The 19,833-nt window shown below is 69.0% G+C and carries 20 protein-coding genes; 13 read left to right on the plus strand and 7 right to left on the minus strand.

Going from position 1 to position 19,833, the window contains the following annotated elements; translation table 11 throughout:
- The first annotated feature begins 82 nt into the window (after window positions 1–82).
- On the plus strand, window positions 83–448 hold the full coding sequence (locus N8I71_RS01730) for a cupin domain-containing protein (RefSeq protein WP_262876189.1): 366 nt from the start codon (window positions 83–85) through the stop codon (window positions 446–448).
- A gap of 63 nt (window positions 449–511) precedes the next feature.
- On the opposite strand, the gene rpsO is transcribed toward N8I71_RS01730, so the two are convergent.
- A complete protein-coding gene (gene rpsO / locus N8I71_RS01735) occupies window positions 512–781 on the minus strand; it encodes a 30S ribosomal protein S15 (protein WP_262876190.1) in 270 nt (89 codons plus the stop codon).
- Window positions 782–1,167: 386 nt separating this feature from the next.
- Here rpsO and N8I71_RS01740 point away from each other — a divergent pair, with 386 nt between their 5' ends.
- Complete coding sequence (locus tag N8I71_RS01740; RefSeq protein WP_262876191.1) at window positions 1,168–2,616, plus strand: calcium-binding protein; 1,449 nt, start codon at window positions 1,168–1,170, stop codon at window positions 2,614–2,616.
- Window positions 2,617–2,625: 9 nt separating this feature from the next.
- Here the strand turns inward: N8I71_RS01740 and N8I71_RS01745 are convergent, their stop codons facing one another.
- The 5 genes from N8I71_RS01745 to rbfA form a co-directional block, all read right to left on the minus strand.
- Window positions 2,626–3,519, minus strand: a complete 894-nt coding sequence (locus tag N8I71_RS01745; RefSeq protein ID WP_262876192.1) for an alpha/beta fold hydrolase — start codon at window positions 3,517–3,519, stop codon at window positions 2,626–2,628.
- 51 nt (window positions 3,520–3,570) lie between these two features.
- Window positions 3,571–4,083 (minus strand): DUF1643 domain-containing protein, encoded by a 513-nt coding sequence (locus tag N8I71_RS01750; protein WP_262876193.1) that lies wholly within the window; start codon window positions 4,081–4,083, stop codon window positions 3,571–3,573.
- Window positions 4,084–4,240: 157 nt separating this feature from the next.
- Window positions 4,241–5,146: a tRNA pseudouridine(55) synthase TruB gene (truB, locus tag N8I71_RS01755; RefSeq protein WP_262876194.1), complete on the minus strand. Its 906-nt coding sequence runs from the start codon at window positions 5,144–5,146 to the stop codon at window positions 4,241–4,243.
- 42 nt (window positions 5,147–5,188) lie between these two features.
- On the minus strand, window positions 5,189–5,953 hold the full coding sequence (locus N8I71_RS01760; protein WP_262876195.1) for a phosphodiester glycosidase family protein: 765 nt from the start codon (window positions 5,951–5,953) through the stop codon (window positions 5,189–5,191).
- A complete protein-coding gene (rbfA, locus tag N8I71_RS01765; protein ID WP_262876196.1) occupies window positions 5,950–6,375 on the minus strand; it encodes a 30S ribosome-binding factor RbfA in 426 nt (141 codons plus the stop codon). Before rbfA ends, N8I71_RS01760 begins: the two co-directional genes overlap by 4 nt.
- Window positions 6,376–6,494: 119 nt before the next feature.
- Here rbfA and dapB point away from each other — a divergent pair, with 119 nt between their 5' ends.
- Together dapB and N8I71_RS01775 are read left to right on the plus strand one after the other, a co-directional pair.
- Complete coding sequence (dapB, locus tag N8I71_RS01770; protein WP_262876197.1) at window positions 6,495–7,307, plus strand: 4-hydroxy-tetrahydrodipicolinate reductase; 813 nt, start codon at window positions 6,495–6,497, stop codon at window positions 7,305–7,307.
- A gap of 84 nt (window positions 7,308–7,391) precedes the next feature.
- The gene (locus N8I71_RS01775; protein ID WP_262876198.1) at window positions 7,392–7,769 is read left to right on the plus strand and encodes a dihydrodipicolinate reductase; all 378 of its coding nucleotides are present in this window, start codon (window positions 7,392–7,394) and stop codon (window positions 7,767–7,769) included.
- An 8-nt stretch (window positions 7,770–7,777) separates the two neighbouring features.
- On the opposite strand, the gene N8I71_RS01780 is transcribed toward N8I71_RS01775, so the two are convergent.
- The gene (locus N8I71_RS01780; RefSeq protein ID WP_262876199.1) at window positions 7,778–7,963 is read right to left on the minus strand and encodes a DUF1674 domain-containing protein; all 186 of its coding nucleotides are present in this window, start codon (window positions 7,961–7,963) and stop codon (window positions 7,778–7,780) included.
- 161 nt (window positions 7,964–8,124) lie between these two features.
- Here N8I71_RS01780 and N8I71_RS01785 point away from each other — a divergent pair, with 161 nt between their 5' ends.
- From N8I71_RS01785 to N8I71_RS01825, 9 genes are all read left to right on the plus strand, one after another.
- On the plus strand, window positions 8,125–9,381 hold the full coding sequence (locus tag N8I71_RS01785) for an RsmB/NOP family class I SAM-dependent RNA methyltransferase (RefSeq protein WP_406676064.1): 1,257 nt from the start codon (window positions 8,125–8,127) through the stop codon (window positions 9,379–9,381).
- A gap of 115 nt (window positions 9,382–9,496) precedes the next feature.
- On the plus strand, window positions 9,497–11,227 hold the full coding sequence (locus N8I71_RS01790; RefSeq protein WP_262876201.1) for a heparinase II/III family protein: 1,731 nt from the start codon (window positions 9,497–9,499) through the stop codon (window positions 11,225–11,227).
- A gap of 56 nt (window positions 11,228–11,283) precedes the next feature.
- The gene (gene purH / locus N8I71_RS01795; protein WP_262876202.1) at window positions 11,284–12,870 is read left to right on the plus strand and encodes a bifunctional phosphoribosylaminoimidazolecarboxamide formyltransferase/IMP cyclohydrolase; all 1,587 of its coding nucleotides are present in this window, start codon (window positions 11,284–11,286) and stop codon (window positions 12,868–12,870) included.
- Window positions 12,871–12,887: 17 nt separating this feature from the next.
- Window positions 12,888–13,361 (plus strand): signal peptidase II, encoded by a 474-nt coding sequence (lspA, locus tag N8I71_RS01800; protein ID WP_262876203.1) that lies wholly within the window; start codon window positions 12,888–12,890, stop codon window positions 13,359–13,361.
- A 47-nt stretch (window positions 13,362–13,408) separates the two neighbouring features.
- Window positions 13,409–13,918: a DUF3035 domain-containing protein gene (locus tag N8I71_RS01805; protein WP_262876204.1), complete on the plus strand. Its 510-nt coding sequence runs from the start codon at window positions 13,409–13,411 to the stop codon at window positions 13,916–13,918.
- A 94-nt stretch (window positions 13,919–14,012) separates the two neighbouring features.
- Window positions 14,013–15,395 (plus strand): M16 family metallopeptidase, encoded by a 1,383-nt coding sequence (locus N8I71_RS01810; protein ID WP_262876205.1) that lies wholly within the window; start codon window positions 14,013–14,015, stop codon window positions 15,393–15,395.
- On the plus strand, window positions 15,392–16,708 hold the full coding sequence (locus N8I71_RS01815) for a M16 family metallopeptidase (RefSeq protein WP_262876206.1): 1,317 nt from the start codon (window positions 15,392–15,394) through the stop codon (window positions 16,706–16,708). The genes N8I71_RS01810 and N8I71_RS01815 overlap by 4 nt, the downstream gene beginning before the upstream one ends.
- Before the next feature lie 54 nt (window positions 16,709–16,762).
- Window positions 16,763–18,616 carry a DNA mismatch repair endonuclease MutL gene (mutL, locus tag N8I71_RS01820; RefSeq protein ID WP_262876207.1) on the plus strand — a complete coding sequence of 618 codons (1,854 nt, stop codon included), beginning with the start codon at window positions 16,763–16,765 and terminating at the stop codon, window positions 18,614–18,616.
- Window positions 18,613–19,785, plus strand: coding sequence for a DNA recombination protein RmuC (locus N8I71_RS01825; protein WP_262876208.1), 1,173 nt, complete (start codon window positions 18,613–18,615; stop codon window positions 19,783–19,785). The genes mutL and N8I71_RS01825 overlap by 4 nt, the downstream gene beginning before the upstream one ends.
- The last annotated feature ends 48 nt before the right edge of the window (window positions 19,786–19,833 follow it).

A 19,833-nucleotide genomic window follows, 5' to 3' on the forward strand; every position in this document is an offset into this window, starting at 1 on the left:
CGTGGACATATGAAAACCGGCAATAGAGTGTGCTGCATCCGCGTGCCGCACGCCGCCGCACGGGCAACCCTGGGAGGCCGGAATGAAGTTTCACGACCTTTTTTGCGACGACGCGGGCGAGAGCCATTGGCGCACGGTCGAGGTCACGCTGACCGAGCGCAGCTTCGCACCCCCCGCCGAGGCTATCGAGATTTCCGAGACCATGCCGGCGGGCGGTTTTCTTTTCCTGCGGCTCGCCGCTGGCTGGAACGAGCCCGTGCATCCCACGCCCCGCGTCCAGACCCTCGTGTGCCTGCAAGGTATGGTGATCGTCACCGCCAGCGATGGCGAGGCACGCCATATAGGGCCGGGCGATGTCTGGCGCATGGCCGACACGCACGGCAAGGGCCACCACACCCGGGTCGTCAGCGACGAGGATTTCGAGTGCGTGATCGTTCAGGCCGACTGACGTGGCACCAACGAAAAAGGGCCGCGCGATGCGGCCCTTCCTGTCGGTCGTGTCGGCAACGCCTCAGCGGCGGATGCCCAGCCGTCCGATCAGATCGGTGTAGCGCGCTTCGTCCTTCGCCTTGAGGTAATCAAGGAGTTTCCGGCGCTGCGCGACCATCATAAGGAGACCACGGCGGGAGTGGTTGTCCTTCTTGTGGGTCTTGAAGTGCTCGGTGAGCGTTGCGATGCGGCTCGTGAGGATCGCGACCTGGACCTCGGGCGAACCGGTGTCGCCCTCCTTCGTCGCGTATTCCTTCATCAGCTTCTGCTTTTCTTCGGCAGTGATCGACATCGGGGTCTCCTTTCAGAGGTCATGGCACAAGCCGGGATGTCGTCCAGCAGGGCCCGTGGAGGGATCGCAAGGGGTCGCCCCTGTGCGGATGCGCGGCCTTAGCGCATCGCTTCGGGCTTGAAAAGCCCCTCGCGCCGGGGCGCCCTGGGGAACGGGGGAAATTTCGGCGAATTCGACGCAGAAGGGACGTCGGCATTCAGGTTTGGGCAAGACCTCGCGGCGAGAGTGATGCCCTGTCCGGCGAATGGTCCCGTGGTGTCGCAGCCAGGGTGCCCCTCCGGCGTGCATCGTCAGAAGGCATGCAGACCCCTCGGTCCCGTCGCGGCCGGGGGCCTTTTGACGAGAACTGCACGAACGAGGGGATCGGGATGCTTGCCGCGGGTGGTTTGCTGGGACTGCTTCTTGTGGGGGCCGCCGTCGGCGGGCTCATGTCCGGCTATGGCGGGACGGATGACGACCGGGAGGGCGATCACTCCGGCGATGACCTCGATCCATCGGAAGGGTCCGGGTCACAGGACCCGGAGCAGGAGCACGGCGGCGGTCTGGCGGAACTCCTCTTCGGCTCGGAATTCGGCGACCAGGTGGACGGGGCGGACGGGGCTGGAATGCAGGGGCCGGATATCCCCGCGGATGAAGAGGTCACCGGCACGGACCAGGGAGCGGACCCTTTTCAAGAAACAACAGTCGATCTCGCCGACACTCCACCCCTCCACCAAGAGGAGACGCAGGGCCACGACACCGTCCCGCACGAAGGCCTCCAGGTGGTCAATGACACCATTCCTTTCGGGACCGGCCCCGATATTCCCTTCGTTTCCGGGTTCGACGTCACGACCGACCGGCTGATCCTCGACTTCGACGGCACGAAGGACGAGGCACCGCTCATCGACATCGACCTCGACAGCAGCCCGGGCAATGCCGTCGTGCGGGCCAATGGCCTCGCCATCACCCTGGTCGACGGCGCCACGGGGATGACGACTGATAACGTCGATGTCGTGATGAGCGGCGATGCGATGGAACCTCATGTGGATGCGCGCGCCGCCCTCCTCGATGGCGGAAGCGTGACGGACCTCGCCGAGGCGCGCGCGGCAATTCAGGGTCATGTCGGCGATACGGGCCAGGACGCGCTGACCGGAGGACCGGGCGATGACGCTATCACGGGCACCGAAACCGGCGACGTCGTTTTCGGGAACGAGGGCAGCGATACGCTCGTCGGGGCGGGCGGAAACGACGAACTCCGTGGCGACGAGGGCGACGACCTGCTTGATGGCGGCGAAGGCGGCGACTTCCTCGATGGGGGACGCGGCGATGACAGCATCGACGGCGGCGACGGCGACGATCTGGTGTTCGGCGGCGAGGGCGACGACGTGATGGATGGCGGCGCCGGCGATGACGGCCTGCAGGGCGGCCCCGGGTCCGACACGATCAGGGGCGGTGCGGGGAACGACGTGATCGACGGCACCTTTTGGCACGGCGACGGAGACGGCGGCGATCGGGATGCAGGCGACCTGATCGACGGCGGCGAGGGCGAAGATACGATCCTGGCCGGCGCGGGTGATACCGTCACCGGGGGAGCCGGGGCTGACACCTTCATCGGTGGCGTCCGGTCGCCCGGGTCGCCACCCGCGGAAGTCACCGACTTCGACCCGGCGACCGACCGGATCGAGGTGCTCTACGATCCCGCGCGCGTCTCGGATCCCGAGATCGGCGTCATAGATTTCGGCGACGGCACGGGCGCCAGCATCACTCTGAACGGCGAGGTCATGATGCGGGTCCACGGGGCCCAGGGCCTGGACCCCGCGAATGTGGACTTGCGGACCCTTACGCCGCAGGGCTGAGCGCTGGACTCAGGCCACCCCGAAATGGGGCAGGAAGGCCGCGAGCACGGCCTCGGGCGCTTCTTCCATGGCGAAGTGGCCGATCCCGGCGACCTCGCTCCCCGTCACGTCGTCGGCCCAGCGCCGCCAGAGAGCCAGCGGATCACCCGTGCGGGCGGGAAACCCACCCTCGGCCCAGAGAAAATGCAGCGGCGCCGAGATGCGCCGCCCCGCGGCCCGGTCTGCCTCGTCGAGGGCACGGTCCACCGTCGCACCCGCGCGGTAGTCGTTGCACATGGCCGCCACCCGCGCCGGGTCCGCAGCCTGCGCCCGGTAGGAGGCGAGCGAGGCGTCCGTGAATGGCGAGAGGTCGCCGGCATGCGTCCAGCTCGACAGCGTCCAGTCGATATAGCCCCGCCCGTCGGCCGAGATCATGCGCTCGGGCAGCGGCGCGGGCTGCGCGAGGAAGGTCCAGTGATAGGCCCTGAGCGCAAGATCGGCGTTCCACGCGTCCCAGAAATCGCCGGTCGGCACCACCTCGACGATACCCAGCCGGTCGACCCTGTCAGGATGGTCGAGCGCCATCCTGTACGCGACCCGGGCGCCGCGGTCGTGGCCGAGAACATGGGCGCGGGGCAGGCCCAGCGCATCCATCAGCCCCACGATGTCCCGTGCCATCTCGCGCTTGGAATAGGCATGGTTGCCGGGATCGTTCGGCGGCACATCGCTTTCGCCGTAGCCGCGCAAGTCCGGGACGATCACGTCGAAATGCCCGGCGAACCCCGGAGCGACCTTCGCCCAGGCCGCGTGTGTCTGCGGATAGCCGTGGAGCAGGATCAGCGGTGTCCCGGTTCCGCCGCGATGGACCGACAGGTGGGTGCCGTTCGTCCCGATCCGCGACTGCGTGAACCCTTCGATCGCCATTCCGTCCCCCTCGCCGATGCCCTGCGACCGTGACGCAGAGGCCTGGCGCGGTCAATCGGCGGGCCAGCCCACGGGCTGCACCGCGTAGCCGATGTAAAGCGGGTGCTTCGGATGGCCGTCCTTGGACAGGCCCAGATGGAACAACTCCGCCCCCGCGCCGCGCAACAGGCGCTCCACTTCGGGCCCCCGGTTCAGGTGCGCGCCATGGGTCCCCCAGGCGCAGATCACCCGGTCGGCCCAAGGCAGGCTGTCGAGGATGGCGGCGTCGTTTCCCGGTCCGACCGGGTCCGTAGCGGCGCGCATGTCGCGCGGGTCGGTCGCGCGGAAGGCGAAGATGTTGAGGACCCGGAACGCCCCGAAACCCAGCGCACGCGCCCGCCGCTCGCAACGCTCGACCGTGGGGTCGTTCTGCACCTCGGTCGCGGTCGAGGGGTTCAGCATGACGAACAGCGCCCGCGCCCCGCCCTCGTCCCAGACCCGGGTCAGGGTGTAGCGGTAAAGCTCGCAGTCGGAGTATTCGGCCACGCTCGCCGCGTCGCCTTTCTGGAAATGCCGCACGATCATGGGCCCGTTATGGCGCGGGCGCGCGCCGGGGTGAACCCTCCGGACGCGCGTTGGGCGGTCTCGATCGCGCGGCGAATGAGGACGAAGGCCACGAAGGTTGCGGGGATCGGCGAAGCGCCATTCGCCCGACGCAGAAACCGCAGCGATGAAAGCGGGCTCAGAGGTTGAAGACCCGCTCGGGATGCAGTTCGCCCGCGCGGAAACGGCCGACGGCGACGGGCTCGCCGCCATGCGAGGCCCAGGCGAGATCGCCGTACTCGACCGGCCCGGGAAGCACCTGCCCCGGATTGCCGTTCCTGAGCCGCGCGACCCCCGCCTCGGTGGCCTTCAACTCCGGCAGGTCCGCAAGCGCCAACGCGGTCGGCGCCAGCAGCGCGTCGATCTCGGGCGTCTTCGCCAGTCGCTCCACCTCGTCGAGCGTCACGGCGTGCTCGATATCGAAGGGGCCGACCCATGTGCGCCGGAGCGCCGTGACGTGCCCGAGACAGCCGAGCGTCTGGCCGAGGTCTCGCGCGATCGACCGGACGTAACCGCCCGACCCGCAGACGAAGCGCAACTCGGCGTGGTCGGCATCGGGACGCGAAACGAGCGTCAGTTCGTCCACGTAGAGGTCGCGCGCGTCCAGCTCGAGGGTCTCACCCTCGCGCGCCAGGTCGTAGGCGCGCGCGCCGTCCACCTTCACCGCCGAGAATTGCGGCGGCACCTGCCGGATGTCACCGGTGAAGGCGGGCAAAGCGGCTTCGATGTCGGCCTCTGACGGTCGGGCATCGGAGGCCGCGATCACCTCGCCCGCGGCGTCGTCGGTGGTGGTCTGGATGCCCCAGCGCACGGTGAAGTCATAGCCTTTCAGCGCGTCACCGAGATAGGCGATGGTCTTCGTCGCCTCACCCAGCGCCACCGGCAGAAGCCCCGTGGCGTCCGGGTCGAGCGTGCCGGCATGCCCCGCCTTCTTCGCATCGAAGGCCCAGCGCACCTTGTTGACGACCGCGGTCGAGGTCATGCCCGCGGGCTTGTCCACGAGAAGCCAGCCGGAAATGTCGCGCCCCTTGCGCCTGCGTGCCATGCGAAGCTCCGTGAGATCGGCCTGCCGGGAAAGGCGGTCCTGCTAGCCTTGGCCGTCGCCGCCGTCAACCGGAGGCGTTTCGGTCACGACCGTGCCGATGATCGGGCCGAGCGGAAAGCCGATATCCGAACGCCCGATCCCCGGCGCATGCATCCGCGACACCCGCCCGTCGAGGTAGAGCGCATCCGGCGTCCCCATCCCGTCGCGGAAGAAACGCGCGAAATGGTGGAAATTCACCGGCTCGTCCGCGATGGCCAGCACAAGGCGCCGCCCGTCGTCGGAGACGCCGACGCCATTGCGGATGTTCAGGCTCGTGCCGCTCTCGATGAAACGCGGGTGCAGGTCGCCGCCGATCACCAGCATCGGCCCGGACTGCGTGGCATAACGGCACGCGGGCGGGTCCTCGGCGAAGCTGCGGCTCTCCACCACCCGCGCCCAGCCCGAGCCGAGGCAAAGCACGCCGTTGGGCAGAAGGCCGAAGTTGCCCGGCCCGTCGCGCGTGACGATGCGCATCTCCTCCGCGCCGTTCTCGATATAGAGGCCGACCGGGCTCAGGTCCTCGTGGAACATCCCCGCATTCATCGCGAGGCCGAGCCGCTGACCTTCGGGAAGGCCCGCCTCGACCCTCGAGAAGGTGCCGTAGACCTCGCCATCGGGGTTCCGCAGGAAAAGCCGCACGTCATCCGCCGCCATGTCGAGCTCGCAGGCAGTGAAACGCGCGCCGTCGAAAAGCAGGCGCTGGCACTCGGCCGCCGTCGCCGGCGCGGCCATCATGAGCCCCAGCGCGGCAAGGGCGGCGCGGATCATTCCGCGTCTCCTTCGTCGTCGTCCCGGTCTGCCTCCACGTCGCGGCGGACGCGTTCGTCCGAGAACAGCCGCCGCGTGTCGTCCATCCTGTCGAATGTCTCGTCGATAACGAAGCGGAGGTCGGGCGCGTATTTCAGCGTCATGTCCTTCATCAGGGCGCGGCGCAGTTCGCCCCTGTTGCGTTTCAGCGCGGTGATGGCGTCTTCGCGCCCGGCACCGCCGAGCGGCATGACATAGACCGTCGCCACCTTGAGGTCGGGCGAGGTCCGCACCTCGCCCACGGTGATCGACATGGCATTGAGTTCCGGGTCGTGCACGTCGCCCCGCGCCAGAACGGCCGAAAGCGTGCGGCGGATCAGTTCACCCACGCGCAATTGCCGCTGGGAAGGTCCCGCGCCGTCGTGATGCCTGTTCTTCGCCATCTTCCGCCTTTCCTTGTTCCCGGGAGGTATGACATGCGCGCCCCGCCCGCAAGCGACGGGTTTCGCGCGCGGGCGCCATCGGCTAGGACCGGGACGAAACGCAGGCGACGGAGGTCGGGATGGGCGAACGTGTGGGCATCGCGGTGATGGGGGCCTCGGGCCGGATGGGCCGGATGCTGATCGACACCATCGCCGAAAGCGACAGGGCCGAACTGATCGGCGTGACCGAGCGTCCGGGGCACGACTGGGTCGGAAAGGACCTCGGCGATGCGCTGGGACGCGGGCACATGGGGGTTCCGGTCTACGGCGATCCGCTCGACGTGATCGTGAAGGCGCAGGCCGTGATCGACTTCACCTCGCCCGAGGCGACGATCGCCCATGCCCAGCTGACGGCGCAGGCGCGCACGGTCCACGTCATCGGCACCACCGGACTGAGCGAGACGGACATCGCCGCCCTCGACGCCGCCGCACGCCATGCGACGATCGTCCGGGCCGGCAACATGAGCCTCGGCGTGAACCTCATGACCCGGCTCGCGCAGCAGATCGCGGCCGCTCTCGACACCGAATTCGACATCGAGATCGTGGAAAAGCACCATCGCCACAAGGTCGACGCGCCCTCGGGCACCGCGCTGATGCTGGGCGAGGCCGCGGCGGCGGGACGCGGCGTCGACCTATCCGAGGTCTCCGAACGAGGCCGGGACGGGATCACCGGGCCGCGGGGCGAAGGGGCCATCGGGTTCTCGGCGATCCGCGGCGGCGACATCGTGGGTGAGCACGACGTGATCTTCGCGGGTCCCGGCGAGCGCATCGTCCTCAGCCACATCGCGACGGATCGGGGCATCTTCGCGCGCGGCGCGCTCAAGGCGGCGCTCTGGGGACAGGGCAAGGCGCCGGGACACTACTCGATGGCGAGCGTCCTCGGCCTCGGCTGATCGATCACGAAGCCTTTATTGATCTTAGCCGCGCGTCCGCTATCTCAGCGGTCGGAACGCTTGAACTGGATCGGGACCGGCAGGATGTTTTTCCATGCCCTGAAAGCGCCGGCACTTGCTGCCGGGTTCGTCACAGCGATGACCACCGCGGAGCCGGCACGGTCCGAAGCGTTTTCGGTCGTGTCCTCGCGCGATACCTTCGTATCGCTCGTGCAGGGCCGGGAATTGCGGCGTTTCGGCATCCGCCTGACGGTGACGCCCGACGGCGAAATCGTCGGCCGCGCCTTCGGCACCCCGGTGACGGGGCAATGGGACTGGGACGGCGGATATTTCTGCCGGGACCTTTTCTTCGGCCAGGAAGATCTCGGCTTCAACTGTCAGCTGGTGCAGGTGAACGGCGAAACGCTGCGCTTCACGACGGACCAGGGGCAAGGCATCTACGCGGACCTCACGCTGCGCTGAGCCGTGGCTCAGAAATCGACCGCGATCCCCTTCTTTTCCCAATCGCCGTAGCGCACGGGCTCGGGTCCGTCGCGCCCGCCCAGTTCGGTCGGAAGCTCCAACGCCTTCTGTTTCTCGCGCCGTGCGGCCGCCTCGGCCAGCGCGCGCTGTGCGGCGGGCGGAAGATGGGAAACGTCGCGGGTGTCTTCGGACATCGGCCTCGGCCTCGGCGGTTGTTGTGGCGTCTTTCCTGATATACGCCCGGGCGTCCGTGACACAAGCAGGGGGCCGAACGGCCATGTCCGAGAAACCGCGCCGACAAGGACCGCGTCCCGCCGCGAAGGGCGGGCGGCAGCTGTCGCGCACCGGGCAGCCGATGAACGACCGGAGCCTCGCGGCGCGCCACGCCGCGCTGGCCATGCTGACGCAGGTTCTACGTCACAGGAGGATGCAGAGCCACCTGCCGCGCGACACCGGCCTCGCGCCCGCCGAGGCCGCGCGCGCGGGCCGGCTCGCCGAGACCGTGCTGCGCCATCTCGCGCCGCTCGACAAGGTGATCGCCCAATTCGTCGCGCGAACGCCCGCGCCGCCCGTGCAGCTGATCCTGCGTCTCGGCGCGGCCGAACTTCTGATCGCGGGCGAGGAGCCGCACGGCGTCGTCAATGCGGCCGTGACGCTGGCCAAGACGGGCGGATCGTCGTCGGCGCGGGCCTCGGGCATGATCAACGCCGTCCTGCGCCGGATCGCCGAGGGAGGCGCCGCGCTCTGGGCGGGACACGAGCCACAGCGCCTTCCAGGCTGGATCGCCGGGCCTGTCCGCAAGGCCTGGGGCGAGGAGGCGCTGCGCGCCATCGAGGCGGCGCATGAGGCGGGCGCGCCGCTCGACCTGACGCCGCGGGATGACACGGTGGAGGTTCCCGGCGCCGAACGCCTGCCGACCGGCGGCCTGCGCCTGACCGACGCCGGGCAGGTGTCTGCCCTTCCCGGCTATGCCGAGGGGGCATGGTGGGTTCAGGACGCCGCCGCGGCGCTTCCCGCGAAGCTCCTGGGCGAGGTTCGGGACCTCTCCGTCCTCGACCTCTGTGCCGCGCCCGGCGGCAAGACGCTGCAACTCGCGGCCGCCGGTGCGCGGGTCACGGCCCTCGATGTTTCCGACACCCGCCTCGACCGTCTCAGGGAAAATCTCGCGCGCACCGGGCTATCGGCCGAGATCGTCGTGGGCGACGCGTTGGAGCATGAGGGAAGCTACGACGCGATTCTTCTCGACGCGCCCTGCACCGCAACGGGCACGATCCGGCGGCACCCCGACCTGCCTTTCGTGAAGGACGCCCGCGACGTCGAGCCGCTGACGCGCCTGCAGATGCAGCTTCTGGACCATGCCCTGACGCTGCTGGCGCCCGGCGGGCGTCTTGTCTACTGCACCTGCTCGCTTCTGCCGGTGGAGGGCGAGTTTCAGGTCAAGGCGGCGCTGAAGCGTCACGACGGCCTGCGCGTCCTTCCCGCCGATCCCGAGGCGCTCGGCATCGACCCCGAATGGGTCAGCCCCGAGGGCGGTCTGCGCCTTCGCCCGGACTTCTGGAGCGAGCGCGGCGGCATCGACGGGTTCTACATGGCCTGCCTGACGCGCGATTGATCCGGCGGCGGCAACACGCTGTGCGCGTGACAGGTGGGCCCGACGCCTGTATCGTGTCCGCAAAACAAGACCAGAGCAGCGAAAAAACGGGCGGATGTCCGATACCTTGCACCCCATGACCGGAGCGCGTGTTCCCCGTCTTTCCTGGCCCGACCGGTTCGCCGCGCTCGGCGCGGGCTTCGGGCCGCGTGCGCGCGGTTTTCTCTGGCGTCCGGAGCCTCGGTTCCCCGGCTCGGTCGTCGCCGGGCGGCAACTCATGGCGGGCAACTTCCGTTTCGGGGGCGCCCTCCTCGATGCGCCGGGCCAGAGCCCCTGGGCCCTTTCCGCCCCGAACGAGGCCTTTTCCGACGCGCTGCATGGCTTCGAATGGCTGGGCGATCTCGCCGCGCTGCCCAAGGCCGAGGGGCGCGCGACCGCGCAGGCCTGGGTGCTGGACTGGGCACGGCGCTACGGGCGCGGGCGCGGACCGGGATGGACACCCGACCTGACGGGCCGGCGGCAGATCCGGTGGATCACCCATGCCCTGTTCCTCCTGAACGGCATGGAGCGCGCCGAAAGCCGCGCCTTTCACCGAACGCTCGGCCGTCAGGCGTCCTTCCTCCTGACGCGCTGGACCCATGCGACGCCCGGCCTCGCCCGGTTCGAGGCGCTGGCCGGTCTGATCTATTCCTCCGCGGCACTCATGGGCATGGAACGGCAACTCGACCCCGCGCTCGACGCGCTCGCCCGCGAGTGCGCCCGCGAGATCGACGCCGAGGGCGGCATCGCCACGCGAAATCCCGAGGACCTGCTCGAGGTCTTCATCCTCCTGACCTGGATCGCGCAGCTTCTGGCCGAAACGGGCCGTGCACCCGACCCGGCCGTGGACAGCGCGATCCTGCGCATCGCGCCGACCCTGCGCAGCCTGCGCCACGCCGACGGCAGCCTCGTGCGCGCCCATGGCGGCGGACGCGGCGCGCCGGGGCGGCTGGTGGCCGCGCTGGTGCAGTCGGGCGTGCGGCCGACGCAGGTCAAGGGACTGGCCATGGGCTTCGCCCGGCTGGCGCAGGGCCGTGTCACCGTGATCGCCGATGCCGCGCCGCCCATGCTGGGGCCGCGCAGCACCACCGCCCATGCCGGAACGCTGAGCTTCGAGCTGACCTCGGCCGAGGATCCGGTGATCGTCAACTGCGGCTCCGGCGCGAGGTTCGAGCCCGAATGGCGGCTTGTCGGGCGCGCAACCGACAGCCATTCCACCCTTGGCCTTCAGGGGCACGCCTCGTCCCGGTTCGGTCCCGGGTCGACCGGCCTCGACGATCAGCGCCCCCCTCTGTCGGAAGGCCCCACCGAGGTCCTCGTGCAGGAGCAGGCGACCGAGGCGGGCCAGGGAGTGACCATGTCCCATGACGGCTGGCGCCGAAGCCATGGGCTTACGCATCTGCGCAACCTCGCGCTGGAGGACCAGGGCACGCTTCTGCGGGGCGAGGACGCGCTCGCCGCCTTTACGCCCGCGGACCGCGCCGTCCTCGACACCGTCTACCGGCGGCTTCCCTCGGACACGGGGCTGCGCTACGCGCTGCGCTTCCATCTCCACCCCGATGTCACGGCGGCGATCGACATGGGTGGCACCGCGGTGTCGCTGACACTGAAAAGCGGGGAGACCTGGGTTTTCCGCCATTCCGGCAACGGCGAACTGGCCCTCAAACCCTCGGTCTATTTCGACAGCCGCCGCCTGCGGCCGCGCGCGACAAAACAGATCGTTCTGTCCGCCCGCATGAAAGGGTATGGAACCGTCGTGGGCTGGAGCCTCGCCCGCCCCATCGCCTTCCTGCCCGCTGGCCGCCTCGGCGCGGCGCGGCGCGACTGACAAAGGACCCGCGCGGCTCGACACTCGCCCGCGCCACCGCAAGGACTGCCTGCCCAATGACGAACGTGCCCCTCCGCCGCGCCCTGATCTCCGTGTCCGACAAGACCGGCCTCGTGGACTTCGCCACCACGCTCGCGGGCCGTGGCGTGGAGATCCTGTCCACCGGCGGAACCGCCAAGGCGCTGCGCGAGGCCGGGCTGGACGTCACCGACGTGGCCGAGATCACTGGCTTTCCCGAGATGATGGACGGACGGGTGAAGACGCTGCACCCCAAGGTGCATGGCGGTCTTCTGGCCCTGCGCGACGACCCGGCGCATGTCGCCGCGATGGAGGCGCACGGGATCGCGCCCATCGACCTTCTCGTGGTCAACCTCTACCCTTTCGAGGCGACCGTCGCGGGCGGCGCCGACTATGCCACGGCGATCGAGAATATCGATATCGGCGGCCCCGCCATGATCCGCGCGGCGGCCAAGAACCACGCGCACGTCGCGGTCGTGACCGACCCCGAAGACTACGCGGCGCTTCTGGAGGCGCTCGCCGCGCATGACGGCGCCACGCCCTACACCCTCCGCCAGAGGCTCGCGCTGACGGCCTATTCCCGCACCGCCGCCTATGACGCCGCCGTGTCGGGCTGGCTGTCGCAGGCCATCGGCGAGGGGACACCCCGCCGCCGCGCCTTCGCCGGAACGCTCGCCGCGCCGCTGCGCTACGGCGAGAACCCGCACCAGTCGGCCGCCTTCTACCTCGACGGTTCAAACCGTCCGGGCGTCGCCACCGCGACCCAGCACCAGGGCAAGGAGCTGTCCTACAACAACATCAACGACACCGACGCGGCCTTCGAACTGGTGGCCGAGTTCCATCCCGATGACGGGCCGGTCTGCGCCATCATCAAACACGCGAACCCCTGCGGCGTCGCGCGCGGCAAGACACTCGCCGAGGCCTATTCCCGCGCCTTCGACTGCGACCGGACCTCGGCCTTCGGGGGGATCGTCTCGCTGAACCGGACGCTGGATGCCGACACCGCCGAACGGATCGTGGAAATCTTCACCGAGGTCGTGATCGCGCCCGACGCGACCGAGGACGCCCGCGCGATCTTCGCCACGAAAAAGAACCTGAGGCTGCTGACCACCGGCGGCCTGCCCTCCCCGACCGAACCTTCGCTGACCTACCGGAACGTGGCGGGCGGCTTCCTCGTCCAGGACAAGGACGTGGGCCGGATCGAGGAGGAGATGCTGCGCGCCGTCACCCGTCGCCATCCCTCGCCACGCGAGATGGCCGACATGATCTTTGCCTGGACCGTGGCCAAGCACGTGAAGTCGAACGCCATCGTCTACGCCAGGGACGGCGCGACCGTCGGTATCGGCGCCGGGCAGATGAGCCGGGTCGATTCGAGCCGCATCGCCGCGCGCAAGGCGCAGGACATGGCCGAGGTGCTCGGCCTTACCGAAAGCCCCGCCAAGGGCGCGGTCCTCGCCTCCGACGCGTTCTTTCCCTTCGCCGACGGTCTCCTGACCGCGGCCGAGGCCGGCGCGACGGCGGTGATCCAGCCCGGCGGCTCGATGCGTGACGCCGAGGTGATCGGGGCCGCCAACGAGGCGGACCTCGCCATGATCTTCACGGGAATGCGTCATTTCCGGCACTGAGGCCGAGGGACAGGCGAATGCGGTTATTCTATTTCTCGGCGCTCTTCTGGTTCATCGCCGACCAGCTCTCGAAATACCTCGTCCTGCACTGGGCGGGCCTGATCGAGCATGGCGTGATCGAGGTGGTCCCGCCTTTCCTGGTCTTCCGGCTCGGCTACAATACCGGCATCAATTTCGGCCTGATGGCCGGCGGCCCCGAGCTGACGCGCTGGATCCTGATCGGCATCGCCTTCGCGATTTCCGCCTGGCTCTGGTGGTGGGCGAAGACCGGTCTCACGCGGGGGATCGCGCTGATCTCGGCCGGCGCCGTGATCGGCGGGGCATTCGGCAACGCGCTCGACCGGCTGTTGCAGGGCGCCGTCGTGGACTTCCTCAACATGTCCTGCTGCGGGATCCAGAACCCCTTCGCTTTCAACGTGGCCGATGTCGGGATCGTCGTGGGCGCTCTCGGTCTGCTGATCTTCGCCGATGGGGCGAAGAAGGAGTCGTGACGCCGCCCGCGCGATGCGCTAGAGGGAGGGTCGCAAAGGAGGGGCGCATGCCGCGACTGAGATCATCCGCCATTCTGGGCGCCTCGATGCTGGCGCTCGCCGCCTGCAGCACGGGTACGCCGCAGCTGATGAACCTGCGCAACACAGAGGAAGGCCCGGACGAGTTCGCCGTGCTGCCGACCGAGCCCCTGCAGATGCCCGAGAGCTTCGCTTCGCTGCCCGAACCCACGCCCGGCGCACCGAACCGCGTCGATCCGAATCCCGAGGCCGACGCCATCGCTGCGCTCGGTGGCAACCCGGGCCGCGCCTCGGGCGCGAGCGGCGGGCTGGTCAGTTACGCCACGCGTTTCGGGGTGAGCGGTGACATCCGCCCGGTGCTTGCCGCCGAGGACGAGGAATTCCGCCGCCGGAACAACGGCCGGATCCTCGAACGCATGTTCGGCACGACCGTCTATTTCGAGGCTTATCGCCGGCAAGCGCTGGACCGTTACGCGGAACTCGAGCGACTGCGGCGCATGGGCGTGCGAACGCCCGCCGCACCGCCGCCTGCCGAGTGATCTCCGGTTTTCACGCCTGCGTCATGCGCTGTTGATGCGGCGGTCCGCGCGCATATCTCTCCCCGACAACGCCGCAACGACGGGAGGCTTCCTCATGCTGCGCCGCATCGCCCTCGGATTTGTCCTGACGCTCGCCACGACGGCGGTTCAGGCGGCCGAGAACGCCACCGAATTCTTCCTCGACAACGGCATGCAGGTCGTCGTGATCGAGGATCATCGAAGCCCCGCCGTGGTGCACATGGTCTGGTATCGCGCGGGGGCCGCCGACGAACCGCCCGGCGTCTCCGGCGTGGCGCATTTCCTCGAACACCTCATGTTCAAGGCCACCGACGAGCTTGAAAGCGGCGCCTTCAGCCGCATCGTCGAGGAGAACGGCGGCTCAGACAACGCCTTCACGTCGTGGGACTACACCGGCTATTTCCAGCGCGTCGCCGCCGACCGCCTCGGCCTGATGATGGAAATGGAGGCCGACCGGATGCGCGACCTCCGCTTCGCCGACGAAGAGGTCGTGACCGAGCGCAGCGTGATCCTCGAGGAGCGTTCCGAGCGAGTCGATTCCACCCCCGGCGGGCTCTTCAACGAACAGATGCGCGCGGCACTCTTCCTCAATCATCCCTACGGCGTCCCGATCATCGGCTGGCGCCACGAGATGGAAGACCTCGACCGCGAGGCGCTGGTGTCCTTCTACGAGGACCACTACTGGCCCAACAACGCGATCCTGATCGTCGCGGGCGACGTGACCCCCGACGAGGTCCGCGCACTGGCGGAGGAGCATTACGGCCCGATCCCCGCCAATCCCGACATCGCCGAGCGTGTCCGCCCGCAGGAGCCGCCCCAGATCGCCGACCGGCGCGTCATCTTCGAGGACGAGCGGGTGGCGAACCCCTACGTCGCCCGCGCCTATCCCGTCCCGGCGCGCGAACCCGGCGATCAAAGGCGCGCCGCCGCGCTGACGATGCTGGCCCAGGTTCTGGGCGGATCCGGGCAGACCTCGATCCTCGCCCGCCGCCTGCAGGTCGAGGAGGAGCGCGCGCTCTATGCCGCTGCCTTCTACGACTCCACCAGCTACGATCCCTCCAGCTTCAACCTCGTGAACGTGCCGGTCCCCGGCATCTCGCTGGAGGAGGCCGAGGCCGATCTGGACCGCATCCTCGCCGCGTTCCTGGAGGAAGGCATCGACCCCGAGCAGTTCGAACGGATCAAGTTCCAGATCGAGGCTTCGCAGATCTACGAGGAAGACAGCGTGCAGGGCCTCGCCCGAAGCTATGGCGTCGCGCTGACCAGCGGCTTGACCGTGGCCGATGTCGAGGCATGGCCCGATGTCTTGGCCGCCGTCACGATCGACGAGGTCATGGCCGAGGCCCGGACGCTCTTCACCGAGACCCGCTCGGTCACGGGCTACCTGATGCGGCCTGACGAGGAAGCCGCCGCAACCATCGAACCGGCAAGCGCCGAGGCGCAGGAGGCCATGCAATGATCCCCCGTCTGTTCGGCCTGCTGACCGCGGCCATCCTCGTACTTCCGAGCCTGGCCCGCGCCATCGAGATCCAGGAAGTGACCTCCCCCGGAGGGATCGAGGCCTGGCTGGTTGAGGATGACACGATCCCCTTCGTCGCCATCGACATCTGGTTCAACGGCGGCGCCTCGCTCGATGCCGAAGACAGCCGGGGCGCGGTACACCTGATGACCGGTCTTCTGGAAGAAGGTGCTGCGGACATGGACGCGCGCGCCTTCGCCGAAGCGGTCGAAGGCCTCGCCGCCGGGTTCGAGTTCGACGTCTACCGCGATGCGCTGACGGTCTCGGCTCGGATGCTGACCGAGAACCGCGACGCCGCCGCCGATCTTCTGCGCGCGGCGCTGGTCGAGCCGCGCTTCGACGCCGATGCGGTGGAACGGGTGCGCGGACAGGTCCTGTCGATCCTCGACGGCGACGACCGCGACCCGGACGAGCTTGCCTCCCGCGCATTCAACCGCCTCGCCTGGGGCGACCATCCCTATGGCAGCGCGCTGGAAGGCACCCGCGAAAGCGTGTCTGCCCTGACCCGCGACGACCTTCTGGCCGCGCATCGTGCGGTGCTGGCCCGCGACCGCGTGGTCGTCGGCGCCTCGGGCGATATCACGGCGGAGGAACTCGGCCTCCTGCTTGACCGCATCCTCGGGGACCTGCCCGCCGAAGGCGCGCCGATGCCCGAGATCGCGGACTACCAGCTTCCGTCCGGAACGACGGTCATCGACTTCCCCTCGCCGCAGTCGGTCGCGCTGTTCGGGCATGAGGGCATCGCGCGCGACGATCCCGATTTCTTCCCCGCCTTCGTGCTGAACCAGATCATGGGGGGCGGCAACTTCCGCTCGCGCCTGATGCAGGAGGTCCGCGTCGCGCGCGGCCTGACCTACGGGATCTATTCCTACCTCGCCACGGCCGAATACGGGCAGACGATGGGCGGACGCTTCTCCTCCTCCAACGACCTCGTGGCCGAGGCCATCGCGGTCATCCGCGAGCAATGGGCGGACGTGGCCGCGAATGGCGTCAGCGACGAGGAACTGGAGGCCGCGAAACGCTATCTCACCGGCGCCTACCCGCTGCGTTTCGACGGCAACGGTCGGATCGCGGGCATCCTCGCGGGGATGCAGGCCGACGGGATGCCGGTGGACTACATCCTGTCGCGCAACGACTATGTGGAGGCCGTGACCGCCGAGGATGTGCGCCGGGTGGCGGAACGACTGTTGCAGCCCGACGCGCTGCATTTCGTCGTCGTGGGGCGCCCCGAAGGCCTCGACGCTTCGAACTGAGGCGGGGCCTCCGGACCTTTCCGAATCTGCACGGGGCATGCTAGGTATCGTGGCATGCCCCTTGGAGACCCCAACATAAGCGCATTCGACGGCGGGACACGCCCCGTCATCCGGCAACTCGACGATGCCGCGATCAACCGTATCGCGGCCGGCGAGGTGGTGGAACGGCCCGCGAGCGCCGTGAAGGAGCTTGTCGAGAACGCGCTCGACGCGGGTGCACGGCGGATCACGGTGGAGGTGGCACAGGGCGGCAAGACGCTGATCCGGGTCACCGACGACGGATGCGGCATGGGGCCCGGCGACTTGCCGCTCGCGCTCTCGCGGCACGCGACGTCGAAGATCGACGGCACCGACCTGCTCAACATCACGAGTTTCGGTTTCCGGGGCGAGGCGTTGCCCTCTCTCGGCGCGGTCGGGCGGCTTTCGATCACGAGCCGGGCGGGGGGCGACGGCGCACATCGGGTCGAGGTATCGGGCGGAACCATGGGCGCGGTGAAGCCCGCCGCCCTTACCCGGGGCACCATCGTGGAGTTGCGCGACCTCTTCCACGCCACGCCCGCGCGGCTGAAGTTCCTCCGCTCAGACCGGGCGGAGATGCAGGCGATCACCGACGTGGTGAAGCGCCTTGCCATGGCTGAGCCGGGCGTGGGCTTTACCCTGAAGGATGCCGAGGACGACCGCGTGATCTTCCGCGCCGAGGCCGAACAGGGAGAGCTGTTCGACGCGCTCCGCGCGCGGCTCGCCACGGTTCTCGGCCATGACTTCGCAGAGAACGCGCTTCCCATCGAGGCCGAACGCGAGGGGCTGCGCCTGACGGGCTACGCCGCGCTGCCGACCTATTCGCGCGGCTCGGCTGTGGCGCAGCATCTCTTCGTGAACGGCCGCCCGGTGCGCGACAAGCTGCTGATCGGAGCGCTCCGCGCCGCCTATATGGATTTCCTAAGCCGCGACCGGCATCCCGCCGCCGCGCTGTTCCTCGACTGCCCGCCCGAGCGGGTCGATGTGAACGTCCATCCCGCGAAGTCCGAGGTCCGGTTCCGCGAGCCCGGCCTCGCGCGTGGCCTCATCGTCTCGGCGCTGCGCCACGCGCTGGCAGGGGCGGGGCACCGCGCCTCCACCACGGTCGCGGGCGCGGCGCTCGGCGCGTTCCGCCCCGAGACGGGCGCACGTGTCTACCAGATGGACCGTCCCGGCCCCACGGCCCTCCGCCGCGCGGCCGACTGGCAAGCGCCGGGCCTCGCCGAGGACGCCCCCGGCTGGACCCTGCCCGAGATCGACGCCCCCTCGTCCCGCGTCGAGGACGCGCCGGCTGTCGCGGACGCGGCCCCGGACCGTCCCCTGGGCGCGGCGCGCGCGCAGCTTCACGAAAACTACATCGTCGCCCAGACGACCGACGGCGTCGTCATCGTCGATCAGCACGCCGCCCATGAGCGCCTCGTCTACGAGCGGCTGAAACGGCAGTTGGCCGAGACCGGCGTCGCGCGGCAGGCGCTGCTGATCCCGGAGATCGTGAACCTCGGCTCCGACGCCGAGCGGCTCCTCGACATGGCCGACGACCTCGCCGCCCTCGGCCTCGTGATCGAACCCTTCGGCGCCGGGACGCTGGCCGTCCGAGAGACGCCCGCGATCCTCGGCCCCGTCAGCGCGGAGGCGATCCTGCGCGACATTCTCGACGAACTCGACGACCTCGGCACAACCGGCACGCTGCAATCGCGCCTCGACGCGATCCTGTCGCGCGTCGCCTGCCATGGTTCCGTCCGCTCCGGCCGACGGATGAGCGCGGAAGAGATGAACGCCCTTCTCCGCGAGATGGAGGCGACGCCCCATTCCGGACAATGCAACCATGGGCGGCCCACCTACGTCGAACTGAAGCTCGGCGATATCGAGAGGCTTTTCGGGCGCACATGATCCAGATCGGAGATATCGTCCTCGACTTCTCGAACCCGGCGGTCCTGGCCGGCGCCATCGCCGGCGTCGCGTTGCTGATCCTCGTCATCCTGTCGATCTCGGCACTGCGTGCCGCCAACCGTTCGGCTCGCGCGATGGAGCCTCTGTCGCATCACCTCGGGCAGCTCGGCCAGGTCGTGCAGGGGCTCGGCCAGGGACAGGAGCGGCTGGCGGGCGGTCTTTCCCATGTCTCCGACATGCAGGCCCGCGCGCAGGCCTCCATGCTTGAGGCGATGGAGCGGCGCCTGGAAGAGGTGCAGAAGGGCATGTCCGAGACCTTGCACGGCACCTCGACGCGCACCGCCCGTTCCCTGGGCGAGTTGCAGCAGAAGCTCGAGCAGATCGACCGCGCCCAGGCCAAGATCGAGAAGCTTTCGGGCGACGTCCTGAGCCTTCAGGACATCCTTTCGAACAAGCAGACGCGCGGCGCCTTCGGGGAAATCCAGCTCAACGATATCGTGTCGAAGGCCCTGCCGTCGGATGCCTATTCCTTCCAGACGACGCTTTCGAACGGCAAACGGGCCGATTGCCTGATCCGCCTGCCCAATCCGCCCGGCCCCATCGTCATCGACGCGAAATTCCCGCTCGAGGCCTACGAGGCACTGGTGAACGCGCAAGGACAGGAGGCGCAGGTCCGCGCGCTCCGCGATCTGGGCAACGCGGTGAAGGTTCATATCCGCGCCATCGCCGAACGCTATGTCATCGACGGCGAAACCGCGGACGGTGCCCTGATGTTCCTGCCCTCCGAGGCGGTTTATGCCGAGCTGCACGCCCGCCTGCCCGAAGTGGTGCGCTTCGGCTTCGACCAGAGGGTCTGGATCGTGTCGCCAACCACCTGCATGGCCACGCTGAACACGATGCGGGCGGTGATGAAGGACGCCCGGATGCGCGAACAGGCGGGCGAGATCCGCAAGGCGCTCAAGATGCTGCACCGGGACGTGGAGATCATCGAGGAACGCGCCGGCAAGCTTGAAACGCATCTGCGGCAGGCGGGCGAAGACGTGTCGGGGCTCCTGACGGCCTCTGCGCGGGCGGGAAAACGCGCGGAACGGCTCGACCATTTCGACTTCGAGGAACTGTCACCCGACAGCGCCGAAAGCACGGCAGTTGTCCCGCTGACGCGGCCCTAGGACCACGACAGCCCGCCGGGAACCGGCCCCGTCCACTGTGCCCCCCGG

This window comes from Roseicyclus sediminis, from assembly GCF_025515305.1.
Lineage (GTDB): Bacteria > Pseudomonadota > Alphaproteobacteria > Rhodobacterales > Rhodobacteraceae > Roseibacterium > Roseibacterium sediminis.